Origin of the sequence: Streptococcus sp. DD11, from assembly GCF_001578865.1 — a bacterium.
GTDB lineage: Bacteria > Bacillota > Bacilli > Lactobacillales > Streptococcaceae > Streptococcus > Streptococcus panodentis.
Genome location: NZ_KQ969392.1, coordinates 587439 through 605476 on the forward strand (window position 1 = coordinate 587439; position 18038 = coordinate 605476).

Consider the following 18038-nt stretch of genomic DNA (forward strand, 5'->3'; position numbering starts at 1 on the left):
CGATATTCCCGAAGAAAAAGTGAAAGAAATTGCCGAGAGGGCAGACATGTCCCAAGCTGAAATCGGGTAGATTGCTGAACAGAATGTGATTGGATGACAGTCTGCCAATCCAGACGGGCTGATGATGAGAAAGAACACAAGGAGGCCGAGACATTGCAGTGTCTCGGCCTCCTTGTGCTCTAGTATTGTCATGTTCTGTCTTTTTTATCCTAGTATACGGGTAAATCCACGGATTCTCAACCGAGGGACTTTTCATATTGTCTCAATGACGATATTACTCCATCTCCCGCAGATAGTTCAGAGCCTCATCAAAGGTTTTGACGGGAACAATCTGCATCTTGCTCTTGATGCGGATAGCGGCGCGCAGGGCTTCATGGTAGTTGGAGCGCAGTTTCGGATTGTACTGGGCAATCTCTGGGTCAATGCTGTCGTCAGGAACGAAGAAAATCTGAGCTCCTGCCTGATCAGCGGCCCGGACTTTCATTTCCACTCCGCCGATTCGGCCGACGTCACCCTTATGGTCGATAGTCCCAGTTCCGGCGATCACCTTGCCTTTGGTGATATCCTCTGCCACTAGCTGATTGTAAAGCTCCAGACTGAACATCAGTCCGCCTGAAGAACCACCGACGCCATTGCTCTTAAAGGAAGCCAAGGGATTCATCAAAACGCTGGCTACAGAGCCAAACTCAACCCCCAAACCGGGCTTGCCAGTTACTTCATCAACAATCAAGGGAGCGCTGGCCAGACCGATCACACCTCTGCGGCTGTACTCAATGCTGACGACATCGCCAACTTTGCGCTGCTCCATCTGGTCTACAATATCATAGGGGCTGCTGTAGCTTTGATTGTCAACCTTGAGAATCAAGTCACCCTGCTGCAGCTCCTTAGCCAAAGCCGTGTCTCGGCTGACACCGTTAACATAGATGTTCTTATGAACGACTTCCACCGGCCGATTGGCCGCCCGATAAGCAACCTGCAGGGCATTGAGCTGGGAGGAGGCCATGGTGCTGTTCTCCAGCTCTTCCCGCTCTTTGTCCTTGTCAAAGTAATTTGCCGGTGCATTGATAAAACTCGGCTCCAGACTGTAGTCAGGCAGCAGGGCTAAAAGAAGGCTAAAAACTCGGGCTTCAGAAACACCGACCGCCAGCAGATAAATTTCACCGCTTTTCTGACTGCTGCCTCCTTGAATCTGGACAAAGTCTTTGGCATTCATGGCCGGACTTAAACGTTCCAATTCATAACCGGGCAGCGGGATAAAGCCGATACCGGCCAGCAGCAAAACAGCCAGTAAAATTCTTCCCATCGATTTCATAACTTTTATTCTCTCCTATTATAGTCTTTTCGTTTGCTTTTAGCAGTGAGGCGGTGGGACAGTTTCAGCCTATCGCTTAACATACAGGACGATAGGGCAGCGAGTTGCTCAAAACCTCCCATGGAGGTTTTGAGGTGGCAGATAAAGCTTCCGTGAGGCAATCTCAAAAGTACGACAAGGCCAGCTGACAAAGTAATAAAAGAGAAACTAAATGACGATGCATACTGCATTTGCTCGATCTCCAGCCTAACTGTTTCTTTTTCGGGTTTCTCAGCTCAGGCTAGTCTGTTGGAGCCTCGCGGGCTGGGTTGCTTTGGGTGTTCAAAGAGATTTACTCTCCGAAATCAGCAACATCCCAGTCCTTCTCCATCAAGCTGTTTGCAAAAATGGTCCGTGCCGACAGGGAAAAGGTATAAAAGCCGCTGGCCAAGATCAGGGCAGGAAGCAGCAATATACCGTAAATGAGGGACTGATAGCCGCCAAAGCTTGCAGTGAGGAAGGGAACCGCTACCATGAGCAGGAAATGATAGAGGTAGCAGCCCAGCATGGCTGCAAGCATCAGGGAAAAGCTGAGCAGCACATAGCGGCCTCTGTAACCATCCATGAGTGTGACCGACTTTTTCAGACAGCCCATGAAAGACAGGGGTCTGGACAGATTGTCAGCTGAGCTGGTATCCTGAATGATATAGGGCAGCAAAAAGAAATGCGAATCAACCAAGAAGGTAAAGAGCAGATAAAAAACCATGAAAAGAAAAGGAAAGAGAAACTGAAAAATCACAACGGATTCAGGGCTGATGGCCAGCCGATAAAAAGTGAAAAGACTGGCAACTCCGAGGCTGACTCCAATGGTCGTCCAGCCCATGTACAGGAGCAGAACCTGCACAGCACTGACGATAAAAGAATAGAGCAGACGGGTAAAAAAACCGTCCGATATGCTGTACCAGATGCCGGGCCCCAAGTAGAGTTTGACCAGATACGGGCTGCGGACCATGGTCAGGGAGAATTTATTGATATAGGCCAAACCAAAGGCGATGAGAAAGGCCAGGCAGGTCAAAATGAGAATTGACTGATAACTCCAATTGGAAATATGGAAAAAGAGAACAGCTCCCAGCAGCACCAGCGGAATGCCAATCAGCAGCAAACCGCCCAGCCAGACAAAATAGTAATCAGTCATAGAAACCCAAGCCCGCTTGAGAATCCTGAATACTTTAACTTCATTCATAATGTATCATCCTAATACTCAAAGAAAATCAACTGTTGAAAAGGGATAAGAGTCAGGTCAATGTCAACGGGCGATAAATCGTCTCATTGACCTGCGAGAGTCCTGAACATCAGTCCGGGAGACTGTTGAAGCTGACGGATAAAGCAAAAGCAGTTTGTATCAGCTTGTCTTCATCAAAGAGATTGAACACAGACCAAAAGCTCCAGCGAAGCCTTTGAGCCGGTGAATGAAACTTCCGTAAAGAGTGACATCTTCGATTTTCAAAGAGTATATAATCTTTTAGTTTGCTTTTAGTCGTGAAATGGCCTGAGAGTGAGGCTGAGACAAAAGTCTTTCAGTCTCGCTTTGTTTTGGAAAAAAACTCTTGACGCGGTAGCTGATTGCTCAAAAGCTCCAGTGGAGGTTTTGAGGTTATAGATAAAGCTTCTGAGAGGAAGCAACAAAAGCACTGCTTTGAGTTTGCGGATAGGACTTGCGAAGCAAGTCTCAACTTTGTTCGTCTTTTAGACTCCAAAAAGCTCCTAAGCATCCTCGCGGGGCTGGGACAGAACTAAATTTTTTCAAAATTTAGTTCTGTCCCACCGCCTGTCCCACCGCCAGCCCCTGCCCAAAAATTCAAAAGCAGGGAAGGTTCGGGGAACCTTTTCACTCCCCCGACCTGTTTCAGCCAACAAAGGAATAAAAGTTAAACTAAATGACTATAAAATTTCTAAAAGCCTTTCTATTTTTACCCATACTAATCCCCAAAATCCACAATTTCCTCGTCCTTTGCCATTAAGGCATCTGCAAAAACTGCCCGCGCAATGAGATCAAAAAGCTGAAACACAGCTGTAAAGAGCAGCGGCAGAAATTGCACCACATTGAGCGCCTCAGCTCCCAAAAGCTTCACAAAAAGCAGCGTCAATAAGACAACAACATAATTTGCCCCAAAAACCAGCAGTTTCAGCAGAAATGACAGCCACATATAACGAACCCTGTAACCCCCAATCAGGGAGACGGACTTTCTCAGACAGCCAAAGAAAGACAGAGGAGCCAAACGATTATCTCTGGAACTGGTATCCTGCAGGATATAAAACAACAAAAAGAAGTGGGATTCAAAGAGGTAGCTGTACAGCAATTGAGACAGGACCCAGATAATCGGCCCTAGATAAGACAAGAATATGAGCAGGCCAACTATCTGTTCAAAATTCCCAAAAATTTCCTGCCAAAACAGTTCATTTGTCAAATTCTGCAAACCAGCATACAAAGCAATGACCAGAGGCAGAAAACAAAGGAAAGTATAAAGAAAGCGGGTCAGCAGGCCGTCGGAGAGACTGTACCAGACAGCCTGCCAAAAGTTCCTGCGGACTGCTTGCGGATTGCGGACCATGGTCAGGGAGAATTTATTGATATAGGGAACTATAATACTAGAGCCCACAGCCCAAATCAAGGGAATGGCAATGGTTACGCTGTCCCAGCCAGCCCGGTAGTTTGAATAAATATTAAATATAAAATCACCCAGTATACTAAGAGACCAACTGTAGCCCAGAGCAAATAAAGGCAGAAACACCACGAGCAGGCCGCCCAACCAAACGAAAAAATACCGGAGCATCAATTCCCAAGCTTTTCTAAAAACTATGTTTATTCCTATCTTTTCCATTATAAATGTCTCCTAATATAAATGTCTCCTAAAATTTGACAACAAGCTTTGCTTGACTTTATCCACAAGCTGAGGCGGGACGACAAAATCGAAGACTCCGTCTGACCGATTTTTGCCCCACTCTCTTATACAGTATCTTCCCAAAGATACATCCCTCTGTGGGTGAGGGCGCAGCCATCATGGGAGTCTGTCCCACCGCCTCCTGCGGAGTCAGAGAAAGTCCTGTGGGATTTCTCGCGACAGGATGAGCAGCTAACTGTTATCCTGTCTGCTCCCGCCTGGTTTGCTGATGATTTTCATCAAGTATAAACAGAGTGTCAGCAGGCGATCGTTGACCCAAAAAAGAGCAGAGATGCTTCTCCACTCCTTAGCCTTTTGTCTTCAAAAAATTCCGAATACGAATCGCAATCTTGCTGTGCCAAGTTTTGTCTGATGCGTATTTGACATTGATAGCAGCCATGCTCTTGCCGTTGTAAAACTGGCCGCCCGGCTTGAGATAGTGCTCGCTCAGATAGCGGGCTACCGTGTCAATGCCGTCATCAAATGTTGCGAAATTTCCTGCGCTGGAAAAAGGACTGGAGTCGTAGGCCATGAAGCCAAAGAGATTGTGCTTGGCTTGGGCGATTTGGCTGCGGCCGTAGTCCGATTCGTGAATGGCCAGACCTACCAGAAAAATCGCATTCACGCCGTGGTCTTTTTCTGCTTTCTTGAAAGCTTTGCCCAATCCAGCCATAGGCGTACCCGCCAGACGGCTGTCAATAAACTCAGCTGATACCGAGCTTGCCACGGTCACATCTTCGGAAAAGACGACAGCGCCCGTTTTTTTAGCCTTGAACTGCTCAGAAACCCGAACAGCAGACGAATCCAGATTGGCCCTTTCATTGGCCGACAGTTGACTGGCCGAAAGCAGGCTTCCCGCCAAGATTGCAGCTGTTGTCAGAGCTGCAGCAATAGTTTTTTCTTCCTAAACATTTTTCTATCCATTTCTAATACTCAAATGATGCACACCAGTCCTACATTCCTCCCCAGAAATACAGGATGACGGCCATGATGCTCATGGCTGGGCCAAAAGGCACTTCTTCTTTTAATTTAAATTTGAACTTCTTAAATATCATCGCAAGGAGAAGAATCGCTCCTGCCACAAAGAATGAGCCGTAACCGAGAATGGCGGTATGCAAAGGGCTGAACCAGCTGCCCAAAGCAGCCAGGTAAAGGATGTCCCCCATGCCAAAGGCTTCTCTCTTGTAGTAGGCCTTGGCCCCAAAATAAATGAGGGAGTAAAGGCCCGCGCCAACCAGCATAGAAAAGAGCATATCCCAGTAGGAATAATCCGTGACAAACCAGATGACCGCCAGACGGGCCAGCCAGAAAACCAGCAGCACCGTATCGGAGATATACTGGGTATCAAAGTCAATATAGCCGATAATGATACAGAGCGATACCAAGAGGCAGGCCGAGACAACCATCCAAGGGCCCTGATCCTGAAAAATCAGGTAGGAAGCCAGCCAGAGCAGACCGGTCAGAAGCTCGACAATGAGGTAACGCGGCGAAATCGGCTGCTTGCAGTTTTTGCACTTGAAGCCCTGGATGATAATCGACACAATCGGAATCAGCTCCGCTGCAGTCAGCTCATGGCCGCAGGAAGGACACATGGACCGCCCCTTGGCAATGCTCTTTTCCAGCGGCACCCGATAAATGACGACATTGAAAAAACTCCCAAAAACGACACCTAAAATAAACACTAAACTTGCAATCATCATAATCTTTTTCCCTTACTTAGATGCCAAAATGACAGTAATCTGCCCCTCCTCCAAACTCAATGAAAAGACCATATCCGTATCTGTATTGTTCTGAACAGTCAGTTCTGTCAAGCCCTCAGCGGGATTCCCGATATTGAAAAACTGTCCTCTGTAAGACACGACATTCATCCGTGAAAATGCGAGCTGCCGAATGGCATCTACAATCTGCTCAGCTCCCATACCATATACTTCTTTATCCTTATCCTTGACTGGCAGATAGCCAGATTCAGCCGTCAGATCTCCCAGCAAGTCCGAAATGGACTTGGTTTCTCCGGCCGCCAGATAGATATTCTGCAGCTTATAAAAGGCTGTCTTCATGTTTGCTTCCTGAGTCTTATTGTCAGGAAAGGCCACCTCTGTGCGTTCCAGATAATGGCTGTATTGGCCCAGCAGCTCGGCCTGGTCTTCTGCTTCTACAGACTGACTCTCAACCGGAACAGCGTCAAATTTGCCGGATTTGGCAATTTCCTCCGCTGCCTGAATGAAGGCAGCAGGCTCAATCTGATAGCCATTGCTCTTGTCAGCCACCTTAACAGCGGACTCCCCATCCATGACCAGATGATTGGTCGCAGGCTGCTGGCGCAGCAGGTTCGGATAGCCTGTCAGCACTTCTTCCAGCGGTTTGAGCCAGAAGATACGGTTAGGGTAGACAGCGATGGGCAGATTTTCACTTGTGTCAAAAAAAGGTGTAAACTTGTCCCAGACTGTCTTGGCCGAGATGTTGTCCAGACGTCTCAGCTCCTCAGCCGTAAAATAGCTGAGCCCCAAAAAACGCATATCCACAGAAAAGCTTTGGCCGGTGGACAGCTGAAAACTGGCTTTGTAGGGCAGCTCTCTGTAAACTTCTATTTCAGCCTGACTCCGGGAATGGACCTGAAGGGGGGAGCGGCCGTTGATACTCATATCGATAGCGGGATGAAAGATGAAAATGACATAAAATAAACTACCCAGCAGAAAGGCAGCGAGTGTCCCTGCTGGAAGTAGTTTTTGATATTTCGATGAAATCTTTCTTTTTCTTCTTGACATGAATTTCATCCCAGCCTTATACGACGCATTCAGCTAAGCGGATAAGGAACTTGCGGTCGATGCGGCGCAGAAAGTCAATGACATCATCGCTCACTGTATCACCGGCATAGAGAATCACACCGCCGTCTGCATTCACCAAATCTTTCTGCAGTTTTTTGCCGACCAAGAGGCGTTTTTGCTGGCTGACAAAGTCATTGGCTTCCTGCTTTTCTGCTGGTTCTTCCTCAGCGACAGGTGCTGTACTGATAGCAGTCTCTACAGCCTCATGAGACGCGGTCAAAACTTCCTCCAGAGCTGCATCCAGACTTGGAGCATCCGCTTCGAGGCTGAGCGCCTCGCCTGCCTCAGATACCTGCTCAGCTGCTTCCTGCAGCAGGTCTTCTGCCTTCGGCAGATCTGCTACGGCTGATTCAGCCACTTGAACGGCAGAAAGATCCAATTCCTCCGCTGCATGCTGCAGCTCAACAGCAGCCAAAGCCTCTGTCAGGTCAGCTGCTGCTTCTTTTTCAGCAGCAATCGGCTCGAAAACAGGCTCCTCAGGAGCTGCCGCTGTCTCTGCCGCTGCAGGCTCAGGCTGAGCCGGCGCTGCTGCCGCAAGCAGATCAGCCGCAGCCAGCCGGCCCAGCTCCGCATCTGCTTCAAAGTGCACTGCTGACTTTTTTTCGTCATTGAGGATGATGTATTCCTTCCCAATCATCAAAATACGTGATTTCGGAATCTGAATTTCCTCGCCGGCGTCTTCAGGATTGACAACCAGATAGCCGATTTCATTCTTTTCATCGATATGGTAGTCTACCACTGTCCCTACTTTATTGCCGTCAATGGTGATGACAATTTCATCAAAGATGCTGCCTTGCTTGTCATTGAGGACTTGGAGGTCTGCCTCGTCAAGGTCCTGAAAGACAGAGCTGTTTTCCACCATGACCGCAAAATCACCGATGCCTTGGATATTCTTGCTGGAAAGCAGGGCAAATGGCTGAGCTGACTGTTTTGACTTGATGACAAAGGTCAGATTGACCCCCTCATCTACAAAAACTTCATGCACTTCCCCAAGGCCCATACCTTTTTCAATCTCAATGACAACGGTCCCTGTAATCGTCTTACAACTTTTCATAATTTCCCCTAAAACCCTTCTAATTGATGTTGATCAATTGATATGTATACTATAATATTAAATTTTTCCAATCTTGTCCAGTAACTTGAACGCTTCTTGGCGAACTTTTTGGTCCGTGCTGCCGGATAAGATCTCCTGCAGATAAGCTGCCGCTTCCTGACCTGCATCTGAAGCCACTAACTCCTGGCTTTCCAGCAGCAGAAATTGGTAGTAGACCTCCTCATGCTCTGCTTTGGGACTGGCTGCAGGCTGGCTGGATTCTTCCGAACCGCCCAGTATGCCAGCGATTTCTTTCAGCAGGTCCTCTTCGCTCTCCTCCGCAGGAGCTGCCGGATCCGCTGCAGACGGTGCTGCAGGCCTTTGCACTGCGGCTTCCTCAGCTTGCAGAAGCTCTGCGATTTCTTTCAGCAAGTCTTCTTCACTCTCTTCTGAAACAGCTGTCGCTGCGGGCTCAAGCGGATCAGACGCGGCTGCGGCTGCTATTTCCGTCTCATCTGCCGGCTGGATGTCAGCTGCATCAAAGGCCACTGCTGCAGACTGGCTGAGCTCTGTCTCAGAGACCGCCTCGGTCAGAACAGCACTTTGCAGTCCGGCGGGCTCACTTTCAGCAGCTGCCTCTTTCAGACCTGGCTCAGGCACCATTTCCGCAGCTGAAGCTGGATCCTCAAAGACTGCCGCTTCCTCAGCAGGTCCCAGCAAATCAAGCTGGATCTGGCTGAGAATGTCTTGGTATTCCTGGATTTCAGCAGAATCTCTGCTCCAGTCTGCCTGTGCAGACAAGTCCGCAGCAGGTGAAGGCTGACTGGCTGCGCTCTCAGCAGCCGCACTGTCTGCAAAGAAGAGGGATTCCAGACTGCTCACAGGCTCTGCTGCCGCTGTATCGGCCTGAGACCGCTCAGAAGCTTCTGCAGAAACTTCTGAAACAGCAAAGAAATCCTCTAAACTGCTGGCAGCTTCCTCTCTCGCAGGCGCTTCAAGAGACTCCTGACTTGCCAGCTCACTGGCTGCCGGCTCGCGGGAAATGACACCTGTCATTTCTGAAACACCGGCCAGCTGCGGTCTGATACCGCCATAGTCAGACTCTGCATAGGATGTCGGTCTGATTTTAGACAAAACAGCCGTTTCAAAGATCGGATCATTAATATCGGTAAAACCTTGGTCATTGAGGGAGCCGTCCACATCCGCAGAGGAAAGGAGCGAGTTGGCCACCTTGACCTTGGTTGAGCCCTTGCGCAGATGCAGCAGAGACTCTAAAAATTCATCGCTGGCGCTTTGCGGGCCGCCCTCTGACTCTGCCGGCTCCTTCCGGCCGCTCGAATCGTACTCCTCAAAGACAGGAGCTTCCGCCAAATTATCCGCAGAGTAGGGATAGTTGGGTTTATCGTGTCGTTTCATATCGCTTCGGATAGGGATTGGCTCATTGGACGAGGCCTTCTCAGCAGCTTTTGTCCGCTTAGCAGGCTTGTCCTCAAACTGCATCCCTTCACTTCTTTCCTTTCTCTTTCTGCCGGTCGGTGCCGCAGCAAAGTTCAGCTCTCTGCTGGATGCCGGTTCCGAATCCTCCATCTCCGCTTTTCTCCGTCTGCCCTTGGCATGCCTTCTGCTTCTGGCGGACAGGGCTGATTTTTTCCTAGCCGGAGCCAATTCCTGAGCAAAAAGCAGGACAAAATAGAAAATGACCGCCAGTGCACAGACACCCACAAAAGCTAGGCTCGGAAGATATTGAAAGAGGAAGGGCGCACCAATCACAAAGAGCACCACCCACACTACAAGGAAGAGACGCTTCAGCAAAGAAATCTTCGTCACCAGCAAAATGCTGATCGTATGCAGTGCTATCAGTCCTGCTCCAAAAGGTAGAAAATATGTCATCTGGTCTCTGCCGCACCTCACTTTCTAATATCTTATACTCTCTCCGCTCAAAGCCACACATTCGCGCCTCAGCTGCTGCCTCGTGCGCATGCTCGTAGGCGGAGTATTCTTTTTAAATTCTATATATTTTAGTTTACTATAAATGCAAGACTTATGCTAGTCTAAAAACCAATTTTTTTTTCGTTTCTGATGTTTTTTTGCAAAAAACGAAAATTCCCTTAAAAAAGGGAAGCGGCTTAGTTGACAACAAGGTTGTCAACCGCCAGATTGTCCAGTTTCATCGTCGTTTCTGGGCTGTCGCCGCTTGGGGTTTCAAAGTAATAGCCCATGATGGTCATCGGATAGCTGAAGCCCGGAATGTCTGCCGGATTGAAGCTGACCTCGCGCCAGCCGGTCCAGCTGTTAGGACGGATGACATGCAGGTAGATCTTCTGGCCGCTGGCATTCTTGACTATCAGACCCGTTTCACCCTGCCATTTATTGGACAGATAGAGTGAGTAGCTGATATAGTCAGGCTGGCTGTTGAGGCTGACATAAGGAGCTGCAAATTCCATTTCAAACAGGGTCGAAGACTTGGTTGCCGGAATTTTGACAACATTGGAGCCCGTTCCCTCTAAGAAGTCGGTATTGTCCACAGTGACGTCATATTGGTTGCTGCTGCCGGACTGAACCAGCTTGAGCGGAGACTCAAAGCGGTAAATAGTTGATGAGTTATAGTAGGCGGACAGGCCATTGTTCTGACTGGACAGATTGCTGAGTTGCTCTAGATAAGACGGAGCTAGGTTGGTATTGCTGTCAGCATTGCTAGTTGTATTAGTCGTTGCAGCCCCCAACGTGCTGTTGCTGCCTGTCGCATCCGTCCCGCTTCCAGCTGTTTTCAACGTCAAGAAAGGTGCCTGCCAAGTCGGAATGGCAAATGGAGATTCCCAGTTAGCAAACTCGATCGGCGTCTTGTCCACATTGCTTTCCAGCGTTACATAGCGCTCCACGTCCTTGACCTGATAGAAGCGCAGCTTGATCTTACCGGTGGCCATCTCAGGATTTTTATTCTCTTCAGTATTGGACCAGCTTGTCTTTTCACCTAGTTCCAGCTCGCTGGAGACAATCTTTTGCTGATTGCCGTCGATTAGCTCCAGCAATTTCAGCACCTGCGTATAAGTCCCTTCGAACTCAATATCCGCCGTCATCTGCGTGATATTGGTATTGCTGTAAGGAGCACTTCCTGTAGTCGCTGTGCTGGCCGCCGTTGTCGTCGCCGTATTGGCATCCGAGGAGCTGCTGCTAGTTGAAGAACTGGATGAGGAGCTTGATGATGTCTCAGATGAGCTAGAGCTCGTACCAGACGAAGAAGAGGTCTCACTTGAGCTGGAGCTGCTGGTCGTGCCAGATGAGTTAGAGCTTTGGCCATTAGAGGAGGTCGCAGAGACGCCCTCCGGCTGAAGCTCTAGCTCTTCGCTCTCAGTATAGCTGACCGACTTAAACTTGATGCCGCTGTCCTTGACCAGCTTGTCAACGAGGAAGATAAACTCTCCCTGATTGGTCGTGCCATAGTATTTCTTGGCCTGCTCAAGGGTCTCCGAATTGAGAGCAGACAGCTGCTTCGCCAGAGATTTCTTCTGGCTGATTTTGGCATTCTTTCCGTCCAGCTCGGCCGTGATTGTCGCATGCTCTTCAGATAGCTGAGCCATCTTCGTATAAGAGTTTGACACCAGAAAGCCGCCGCCAGCAAGTACTGCCGCTCCTCCGACGACGGTCAGCAGCATTTTGTCGCGCTCATTCAAATTACTCAGGAAGCTTTTCTTTTCTTTCTCATTTTTGTTCTTCATTGAAATCTACATCCTTCGTTAAAATTTTAATGTTAAACACATATCTTGAACTATTATCTTTTTCCTCTCGAGTAATGTTGTCCACAAAAATATGGTTAAACTTGTCAGACTTGCGCAGCTCTTCTTCAAACTTAGCGATGGAAAGTTGCTCGTGAGCCGAACCAACGATTTCTACATTGTCCTTGTTAATCTTAATCTCATCAAAGACTAAGTCCCGTGTCACATTTTTATTGAGGAAGTCCATAAAGGCTTTATTGACCCGGTGCAGCCGGCGGAAGTCGCCTTCCAGACTGCCAAAGAGGGCCTGATCGTTTTTGACTGTAGCAATCTTGCTCTCCGTCTCAGAGATAGACTTGAGCTCCTGAGCCAACTCCGGACTTTTCAGGATCTGCTCTGCCCGGTCAATCTCACTCTGATAGTGCATGCTGCTGAACTGGAAGTAGCCAATCAGCAGAATCATAATAGTAACAATGGCTGTGAAACCGGATATGGCCGCCAGCTTCAAGGGACTGGTCTTGGCCGGTGCCACATGATATTTTGAAAAGTAGTTTAAATCTCTCCTAATCATTAATTTGCTCTCCTAATCAACATGGCTGTGGCTGGAATAAACTCAGCATTAAATTCGGCTGTTCCCTCCCACAATACATTTTCATAATCCACACTGTCAATGGATACAAAATCCCGATTCATATTGGACTTCAGGATTGAAGACAGCTGCCAGCAGATGTCCTGATCGCCAAAGACATAGAAACTGTCGATGGTCTGACCGGTTGATCCGCTGAAGAAGTTCTCCGTATTGAGAATATGGCTCTTGGCATCTGCCAGCCACTCATCCAGAGCCTGCTTGAGCAGACCGGTGTCCAGCTCGTCTGAGGCCAGAGCTGTCAGCTTTTGCAGCAGGCTGGCATCGTCAGCATAGTGCAGAATATCGCTGTAGCCTCGGTTGAGGTAGTTGCTGGTGACAAACTTGCCCTCAGAATAAAGGTAAACCCCGATAAAGGTCTTGCTCAGATGCACCATCCCGATATTTTGCTGGGTCAGCTTCTTAGCCCGGTTATTGATGGCCTGTACCCGCTCCAGCCACTTTTCAAAGGTATTGGACTGAAGGTCAAAGACATAGGGGGTCAGCTTGAGGCTGCTGGCCAAGTTCAGATACTGCTCGACCACCCCTTTTGGCACAGCATAGACCATGAGAGAGCGGGTCTCCGTATCTTCCGGAAAAGCAAGGTCAGCGCCTGTCTCCTGCTCCTGAAACTGGATGACATAAGCTGTCGGATCGATATCCAGGTATTGCTGCAACTCATAAGAGACCAGCCCCTCAATATCTTCATCGCTTTGGACGCTGGCTGCCACATCGACCGAACGGGCGATGATATTGGTATTGCCCAGCGCAAAGAAAGCATACTTAGCCGTGATGGAGTGCTCTTCCATCAGGTCGCTGATGACATCTTTCAGTGTAATCGGGTCTACGATTTCGCTGTTGAGAACGACCCCTTCCGGCAGGCCGGCAGAAGCCATCTTGATAATCTCCAGCTCCTGGCGCTTCTGTCTGGCTACGACCAGATAGACCGCTTCGTCATTAAAGTCAATGGCCATGAGATTGCCCTTGATGGGCTTGCCAAACATGGTATAAGGCGCGTGCGCACGGACAGCCGGTACAGACGCTCCGCTGCTGCTTTTCTTAGAAAAGAGCGAACGGCGGCCGGATTTAGCCGGTGCCGCATCTCCCTCATCAATATCGGCATTCTTGCTAAAGAGCGGTTTATTGAGCTTGGTCAGAAAACTGCCCTTTGCTGCTGGCTGCACCTCATCGTCAAAGTCATCCTGCCGGTCATCAGCCTTGATCTCCACTCCCTGAATGGACAGGCGGCCCTTGCTGTTCTTTCCCTTGGACGAAAAGAGCGGTTTATTGAGCTTTCCTAAAAAGGAATCTTTTTTCACATCATCCTGCTCGTCTTCAACGTTTCTGTGCCGTTTGGACGAAAACATACTTTTTGCCATAATCTCCTAATCTCCCTTATTTTCCTAAAAACTTTTCCTCTCAGCTTGCTTTGTACTTATCTCTGAAATATTCTGCAAGCTTTTGTATATTGCTGTCGCTCAAACTCTGCATATAAGTGGCAAACTCATTGATATAAGTATTGCCGCCAAAAATGATCTGACCGTTATTGATATTGTGCGTTGTTCGGCTATTTTTAAGCGTGACAGTCTTGTTGTAAGCTACTTGTCCATTAACAAAGACCTCTATGCCCAAAACACCATTTTTCACCGTGCTTCGCACCTGAATAGAGTTATCATTACTATAATTCAATTTTGTCTGCAAAGTTTCCTGACCGCCATTGTTAACTCCTGTAGTGTCTACTGTCTTAACAGCGATTGTACCATCACTTTCCAAGTTCAGACCCCAAGTTAAGGTGTTGTCCAACTTATAGGTCAGGAGAGGGCCCGTCTGCTGGCGGTTGCCAATGAGAATTGAAGTGGTATAGCCTGAATTAAAATTAATCGCTCCATTACTATCTGAGTTGAAAACCATCGTATTCCCATTAAGGGCAATCAGTTGACGAGTCTGCTTAATGGTCTCTTCATAGTAGTTGAGTACCGGAACAGAACCACCACGTTCTTTATTGTTATAATAATCATATACCTGCGTATTGTCGTGAGGCACATTATCAGTCGGTATGATTGACGTTTTATTATCGCCAATCTTCAGCAATGCTAAGTCTGCATCGGTATGAAAGCGCAGCTTATCTGTCAGGGGCAGGCCCATAACCCAGATACGAGCAGATGAACCTTGATTTTTTGCTTCTTGATAGTTACCAACCCGCCCATAAGAGTTGATTGCCCGGGCCGCAAAAGTCAGATAGCGTCCTCTCATACTATCCGTGATGTGTACACCAGTTTCAGCTTTCGACTGCTCACGAAAATCTGTCGGCATTTCCGGCAGAACTATTTGAGAAACAATGTCGTCTCCTGCTTCGCCAATTGTTCCAACTGGGACAATTCCCGAAGTTCCTGAACCAATGCTGCGGTCGCTGAGAAACCAGCCAGACTCTGTATAAATCCTAGCCTTGCTGTTCTGCTGGCTATCTTTTAGACCGACCGACCCGCTAGGAGTAGTCTGACCAACATAGTAATAGCGACTAGCATTAGGGATTTGAACCTGCAAATCGCTAGGAATGTCTAGCACGCTTTCTTTTTCATTAGCAGCAAAGAGATGAATATTCTTTTCTTTATATGAAAGAGTCTGTCCCGTCACATTGACACTTTGGCTGTTATTACCGACACGGTAGGTAAAGGTCTCAACCTCCGTACCATGACCGCTATTTTTCTTAATGTCAGCTAATTGCGTTTCAAAAGACTCCTGAATATCGAAGTTAGTCTTATTCTGGCCTCGCTGACGGAGGATGTTATTGAAACTGCCGGCAAAGAAAGTCAAAAGGCCAGCTGTAATGACTCCTATGAGCACTAGGGAAATCAAAACCTCCACCAAGGTGAACCCCTTTTGTTTCTTTAATCCTTTCATTGCTCTTCCTTTCTATGGTCCTGATACAAACCAAAGATCCTGCTGAATCTGCTTCTTGATGTCCGAGAAAGTCTGCTGCAAAGCTGCTTCATCAGCGGCAGGGACATATTTGGCTTCCATGCCTCCCTTACCGATACTGTCAGTTAAGTCCTGCCCGTACTCTATTTCTGACTTTTTCCCAGAAAAGCCAATCACATTGACCCGCTTGATGCCGGCACCGAAGGTTTTAGAGACCTCGCCAGCGTACTCAATCGATTTTTTCCGTAAGGCTTCATTAGAGTATGAATCATAGGCGGCACGATTCTCATCTGTTGTAAAATTACTTGTTAAATCAAATGGACCATTATTAAATGTCACCAAGTAACCCTCTATAGATCTCTCATATCTACGAGTATAATAGTTATAATAAGAGCGGCCATAATAAGGCTGGGAAATTCGATTGCGAGAAGATGTGTCATTGGTATTAACGGTGTAAGCATTAGGAATTCCATCAGTCAATAAAACGACGTACTTGAGCTGCGCAGGATTATTTTGCAAACTGAACATACCATAGCGAAGGCCATCTCCAGGATTGGTCACGCCGCCCGTTTTTAAGCCGTCAATACTGTTTTCTATTGTTCCCGTTCCCTTATCCAGCTCAGAAAAATCCTTTTGGACATAAGAGCCTAATCTAGAGAAGGAAACCAGATTAACACTGACATTGCCAATCTCTTTGAGATCTTTCATCATGATTTTGGCCTTATCCTGCAAAATGCTCATCCTGCTTTTCGCACGGCTGTATTGATTAATCGCATTTCCATTTAAATCCCAGGCCATCGAGCCAGACTTGTCAAAAACAAAAGAAATAGCGACATTCATCTGCCCTTCAATGGGATCGTTTCGATAAGCCAGAGCGATACCCTTTTTATCCTTTGCAACTTTAGAGAAAACCTGCTTGGTATTGAGGGCAGAAATTGCTGTTTTCATTTCAAGTTTAGCCTTTGTATCCGGATATTGACCAGTCAGATTATAATTAATCAGGCGGTTATCCTGATAAGCCGCTCCGTCGGTCTTAAACTCCAGATCCAGCTTCATATTATAGAGGGACTTGGTCCCCAGCTCACTAACATCCCAGTCCTGTTTTTGCTTATTCCAGACATAGTTGAGCACTTTCTTGCCATCAGCCGAAAGGCCGATATAACTCCAATCTTTGGTCAGTCCCTCCTTGCTGCCCTTAAACTTACTGTCATCCAGGATAAAGACCGAGGTAGCCTTGGCAACAGTCCGGTCCACATACTGCATGGAGGTTCGCATCTCAGACTGGATGCTGGCTTCTCGCTCGATCAGCTCTCGACTGGAAAACATGGTATTAAATATAATCCCGAGAATAACTGCTATCATACTCATCAGCATGATGGCCATGACCATCTCGGCCAAAGTAAACCCTTTGCGTAATTTCTTCATCTTTCCTACCTATTTTTGCTTCTGAGCCGAAACCAAATGCCCCTCTTCCGAGCGGATACCGTTGGTTGCCCAGTTGAAAATCACGACATGCTCATAGTAGTCCTCACTGCCGGGCAGCTTAGACCTAGACTTGATGGTGATATTGTAATTTTCCGACCCGCTGCCATCAAACTTGCCATTCATCTCAATCTCAGCTGTACCGCCATCCTTAAAGGTATGGGTGGAAGTGACAGGGGCTGTTGAACGAGATCGTCCTTGCGCCCGGTTTCTAAACTCTGTATTAAGTGAAGAGGGCTCTTTATTTTGAGGTTCAAAGTAAGCTCCCAGAGCCAGCTGTGAGCCAGATGTCGCTACATACTTAGCCTTGAGATAGCTATACATACGCTGAGTCTGGACCTGACCAGTATCCACGATAGAGGCTAAAATCCCAATCATAGCCACTAGCAGCACGATGGTCACAATGACCATGGGCAGGGTCGATCCCTGTCTTTTTTTTCCTTTCATTGATAATATCTCCTAAATTTCCCTTTTGATATTGCCAAAATAGTTGTCAGACGATGACAACTACTTTGGTAATATCCGACTGCTAAAGCAGTCGGATAGAGAAAGGTTCTCCAATGCTAAGCAGTCTGATTAGCTGCCACTCTTAGATTGCCAGTCATATTCCCAAGTCTGTTCTGTTCCACCATTTGAAGGCTTAAATTTGGAAATCAGCTTGTGGTTAGTTTTGTCAATCTCATGGGCAATAACATCACCGTTCTTCGCAAGGGTCTTCGTTAAATCCGCATCACCCTTAGAGTTTTTAGCAATATATGGTGCAAGAGTATTGAGGTCATCAATTGTTACATTCTCAGGGTCATCCTGTGAACCAATGTAAGACTGTACAGCTGATACCAATTCGCGGTGTTCAGACTGGATACGGCTCTTACGTGCATTATCTTGGAAAGAGGTGAGAGCCGGAATGGCTACCGCTGCGATAATCGCGATGATGATGATGACCACAATCAGCTCGACCAAGGTAAAACCTTTACCTTTTTTCTTCAAATCCTGACGGAATTTTTGCAATTTGTTTAACACTTGAGTTTTTCTCCTATACTTAATGATAAATCACAACAATTTTTTACTTAGTAAATCGTCTAATCTTATTAGCTGCCGCTCTTAGATTGCCAGTCATATTCCCAAGTCTGTTCTGTTCCACCGCCTGAAGGCTTAAATTTGGAAATCAGCTTGTGGTTAGTTTTGTCAATCTCATGGGCAATAACATC

15 protein-coding genes and 1 pseudogene are annotated in these 18038 nt (G+C 47.5%); all 16 read right to left on the minus strand.

The window, feature by feature from the left end:
- On the minus strand, positions 1 to 192 hold a 192-nt coding region (locus STRDD11_RS13855), incomplete at its 3' end, for a hypothetical protein (RefSeq protein WP_206512669.1).
- Between the two features lie 82 nt (positions 193 to 274).
- Complete coding sequence (locus STRDD11_RS02765; RefSeq protein ID WP_128835103.1) at positions 275 to 1312, minus strand: SepM family pheromone-processing serine protease; 1038 nt, start codon at positions 1310 to 1312, stop codon at positions 275 to 277.
- Between the two features lie 331 nt (positions 1313 to 1643).
- Positions 1644 to 2534 (minus strand): hypothetical protein, encoded by an 891-nt coding sequence (locus tag STRDD11_RS02770; protein ID WP_128835105.1) that lies wholly within the window; start codon positions 2532 to 2534, stop codon positions 1644 to 1646.
- A gap of 736 nt (positions 2535 to 3270) precedes the next feature.
- Positions 3271 to 4173: a hypothetical protein gene (locus tag STRDD11_RS02775; RefSeq protein WP_128835107.1), complete on the minus strand. Its 903-nt coding sequence runs from the start codon at positions 4171 to 4173 to the stop codon at positions 3271 to 3273.
- Between the two features lie 367 nt (positions 4174 to 4540).
- Positions 4541 to 5145: pseudogene (locus STRDD11_RS02780) on the minus strand (glucosaminidase domain-containing protein).
- Between the two features lie 41 nt (positions 5146 to 5186).
- Positions 5187 to 5933 (minus strand): prepilin peptidase, encoded by a 747-nt coding sequence (locus STRDD11_RS02785; protein ID WP_338060078.1) that lies wholly within the window; start codon positions 5931 to 5933, stop codon positions 5187 to 5189.
- Between the two features lie 12 nt (positions 5934 to 5945).
- Complete coding sequence (locus STRDD11_RS02790; protein WP_128835109.1) at positions 5946 to 7007, minus strand: VanW family protein; 1062 nt, start codon at positions 7005 to 7007, stop codon at positions 5946 to 5948.
- A 7-nt stretch (positions 7008 to 7014) separates the two neighbouring features.
- Positions 7015 to 8112 (minus strand): PRC-barrel domain-containing protein, encoded by a 1098-nt coding sequence (locus STRDD11_RS02795; RefSeq protein ID WP_128835111.1) that lies wholly within the window; start codon positions 8110 to 8112, stop codon positions 7015 to 7017.
- A gap of 57 nt (positions 8113 to 8169) precedes the next feature.
- Positions 8170 to 9981 carry an SSA_2305 family type IV pilus system protein gene (locus STRDD11_RS02800; protein WP_128835112.1) on the minus strand — a complete coding sequence of 604 codons (1812 nt, stop codon included), beginning with the start codon at positions 9979 to 9981 and terminating at the stop codon, positions 8170 to 8172.
- 236 nt (positions 9982 to 10217) lie between these two features.
- Positions 10218 to 11807, minus strand: coding sequence for a hypothetical protein (locus STRDD11_RS02805; RefSeq protein ID WP_128835114.1), 1590 nt, complete (start codon positions 11805 to 11807; stop codon positions 10218 to 10220).
- On the minus strand, positions 11791 to 12372 hold the full coding sequence (locus STRDD11_RS02810) for a PilN domain-containing protein (RefSeq protein WP_128835372.1): 582 nt from the start codon (positions 12370 to 12372) through the stop codon (positions 11791 to 11793). The genes STRDD11_RS02805 and STRDD11_RS02810 overlap by 17 nt, the downstream gene beginning before the upstream one ends.
- Positions 12373 to 12374: 2 nt before the next feature.
- Positions 12375 to 13808: a type IV pilus biogenesis protein PilM gene (pilM, locus tag STRDD11_RS02815; RefSeq protein ID WP_128835117.1), complete on the minus strand. Its 1434-nt coding sequence runs from the start codon at positions 13806 to 13808 to the stop codon at positions 12375 to 12377.
- 40 nt (positions 13809 to 13848) lie between these two features.
- Positions 13849 to 15330 carry a prepilin-type N-terminal cleavage/methylation domain-containing protein gene (locus tag STRDD11_RS02820; RefSeq protein ID WP_128835119.1) on the minus strand — a complete coding sequence of 494 codons (1482 nt, stop codon included), beginning with the start codon at positions 15328 to 15330 and terminating at the stop codon, positions 13849 to 13851.
- Positions 15331 to 15342: 12 nt separating this feature from the next.
- Positions 15343 to 16773, minus strand: coding sequence for a VWA domain-containing protein (locus STRDD11_RS02825; protein WP_128835121.1), 1431 nt, complete (start codon positions 16771 to 16773; stop codon positions 15343 to 15345).
- A gap of 9 nt (positions 16774 to 16782) precedes the next feature.
- Positions 16783 to 17277: a hypothetical protein gene (locus tag STRDD11_RS02830; protein ID WP_128835123.1), complete on the minus strand. Its 495-nt coding sequence runs from the start codon at positions 17275 to 17277 to the stop codon at positions 16783 to 16785.
- Positions 17278 to 17406: 129 nt separating this feature from the next.
- On the minus strand, positions 17407 to 17850 hold the full coding sequence (locus STRDD11_RS02835) for a prepilin-type N-terminal cleavage/methylation domain-containing protein (RefSeq protein ID WP_128835125.1): 444 nt from the start codon (positions 17848 to 17850) through the stop codon (positions 17407 to 17409).
- Between the last annotated feature and the right edge of the window lie 188 nt (positions 17851 to 18038).

Bases quoted from the DNA above. Each gene is read 5' to 3' on its own strand.
- STRDD11_RS02765 (WP_128835103.1), bottom strand. From the start codon at position 1,312: ATGAAATCGATGGGAAGAATTTTACTGGCTGTTTTGCTGCTGGCCGGT.
- STRDD11_RS02770 (WP_128835105.1), bottom strand. From the start codon at position 2,534: ATGAATGAAGTTAAAGTATTCAGGATTCTCAAGCGGGCTTGGGTTTCT.
- STRDD11_RS02775 (WP_128835107.1), bottom strand. From the start codon at position 4,173: ATGGAAAAGATAGGAATAAACATAGTTTTTAGAAAAGCTTGGGAATTG.
- STRDD11_RS02785 (WP_338060078.1), bottom strand. From the start codon at position 5,933: ATGATGATTGCAAGTTTAGTGTTTATTTTAGGTGTCGTTTTTGGGAGT.
- STRDD11_RS02790 (WP_128835109.1), bottom strand. From the start codon at position 7,007: ATGAAATTCATGTCAAGAAGAAAAAGAAAGATTTCATCGAAATATCAA.
- STRDD11_RS02795 (WP_128835111.1), bottom strand. From the start codon at position 8,112: ATGAAAAGTTGTAAGACGATTACAGGGACCGTTGTCATTGAGATTGAA.
- STRDD11_RS02800 (WP_128835112.1), bottom strand. From the start codon at position 9,981: ATGACATATTTTCTACCTTTTGGAGCAGGACTGATAGCACTGCATACG.
- STRDD11_RS02805 (WP_128835114.1), bottom strand. From the start codon at position 11,807: ATGAAGAACAAAAATGAGAAAGAAAAGAAAAGCTTCCTGAGTAATTTG.
- pilM (WP_128835117.1), bottom strand. From the start codon at position 13,808: ATGGCAAAAAGTATGTTTTCGTCCAAACGGCACAGAAACGTTGAAGAC.
- STRDD11_RS02820 (WP_128835119.1), bottom strand. From the start codon at position 15,330: ATGAAAGGATTAAAGAAACAAAAGGGGTTCACCTTGGTGGAGGTTTTG.
- STRDD11_RS02825 (WP_128835121.1), bottom strand. From the start codon at position 16,773: ATGAAGAAATTACGCAAAGGGTTTACTTTGGCCGAGATGGTCATGGCC.
- STRDD11_RS02830 (WP_128835123.1), bottom strand. From the start codon at position 17,277: ATGAAAGGAAAAAAAAGACAGGGATCGACCCTGCCCATGGTCATTGTG.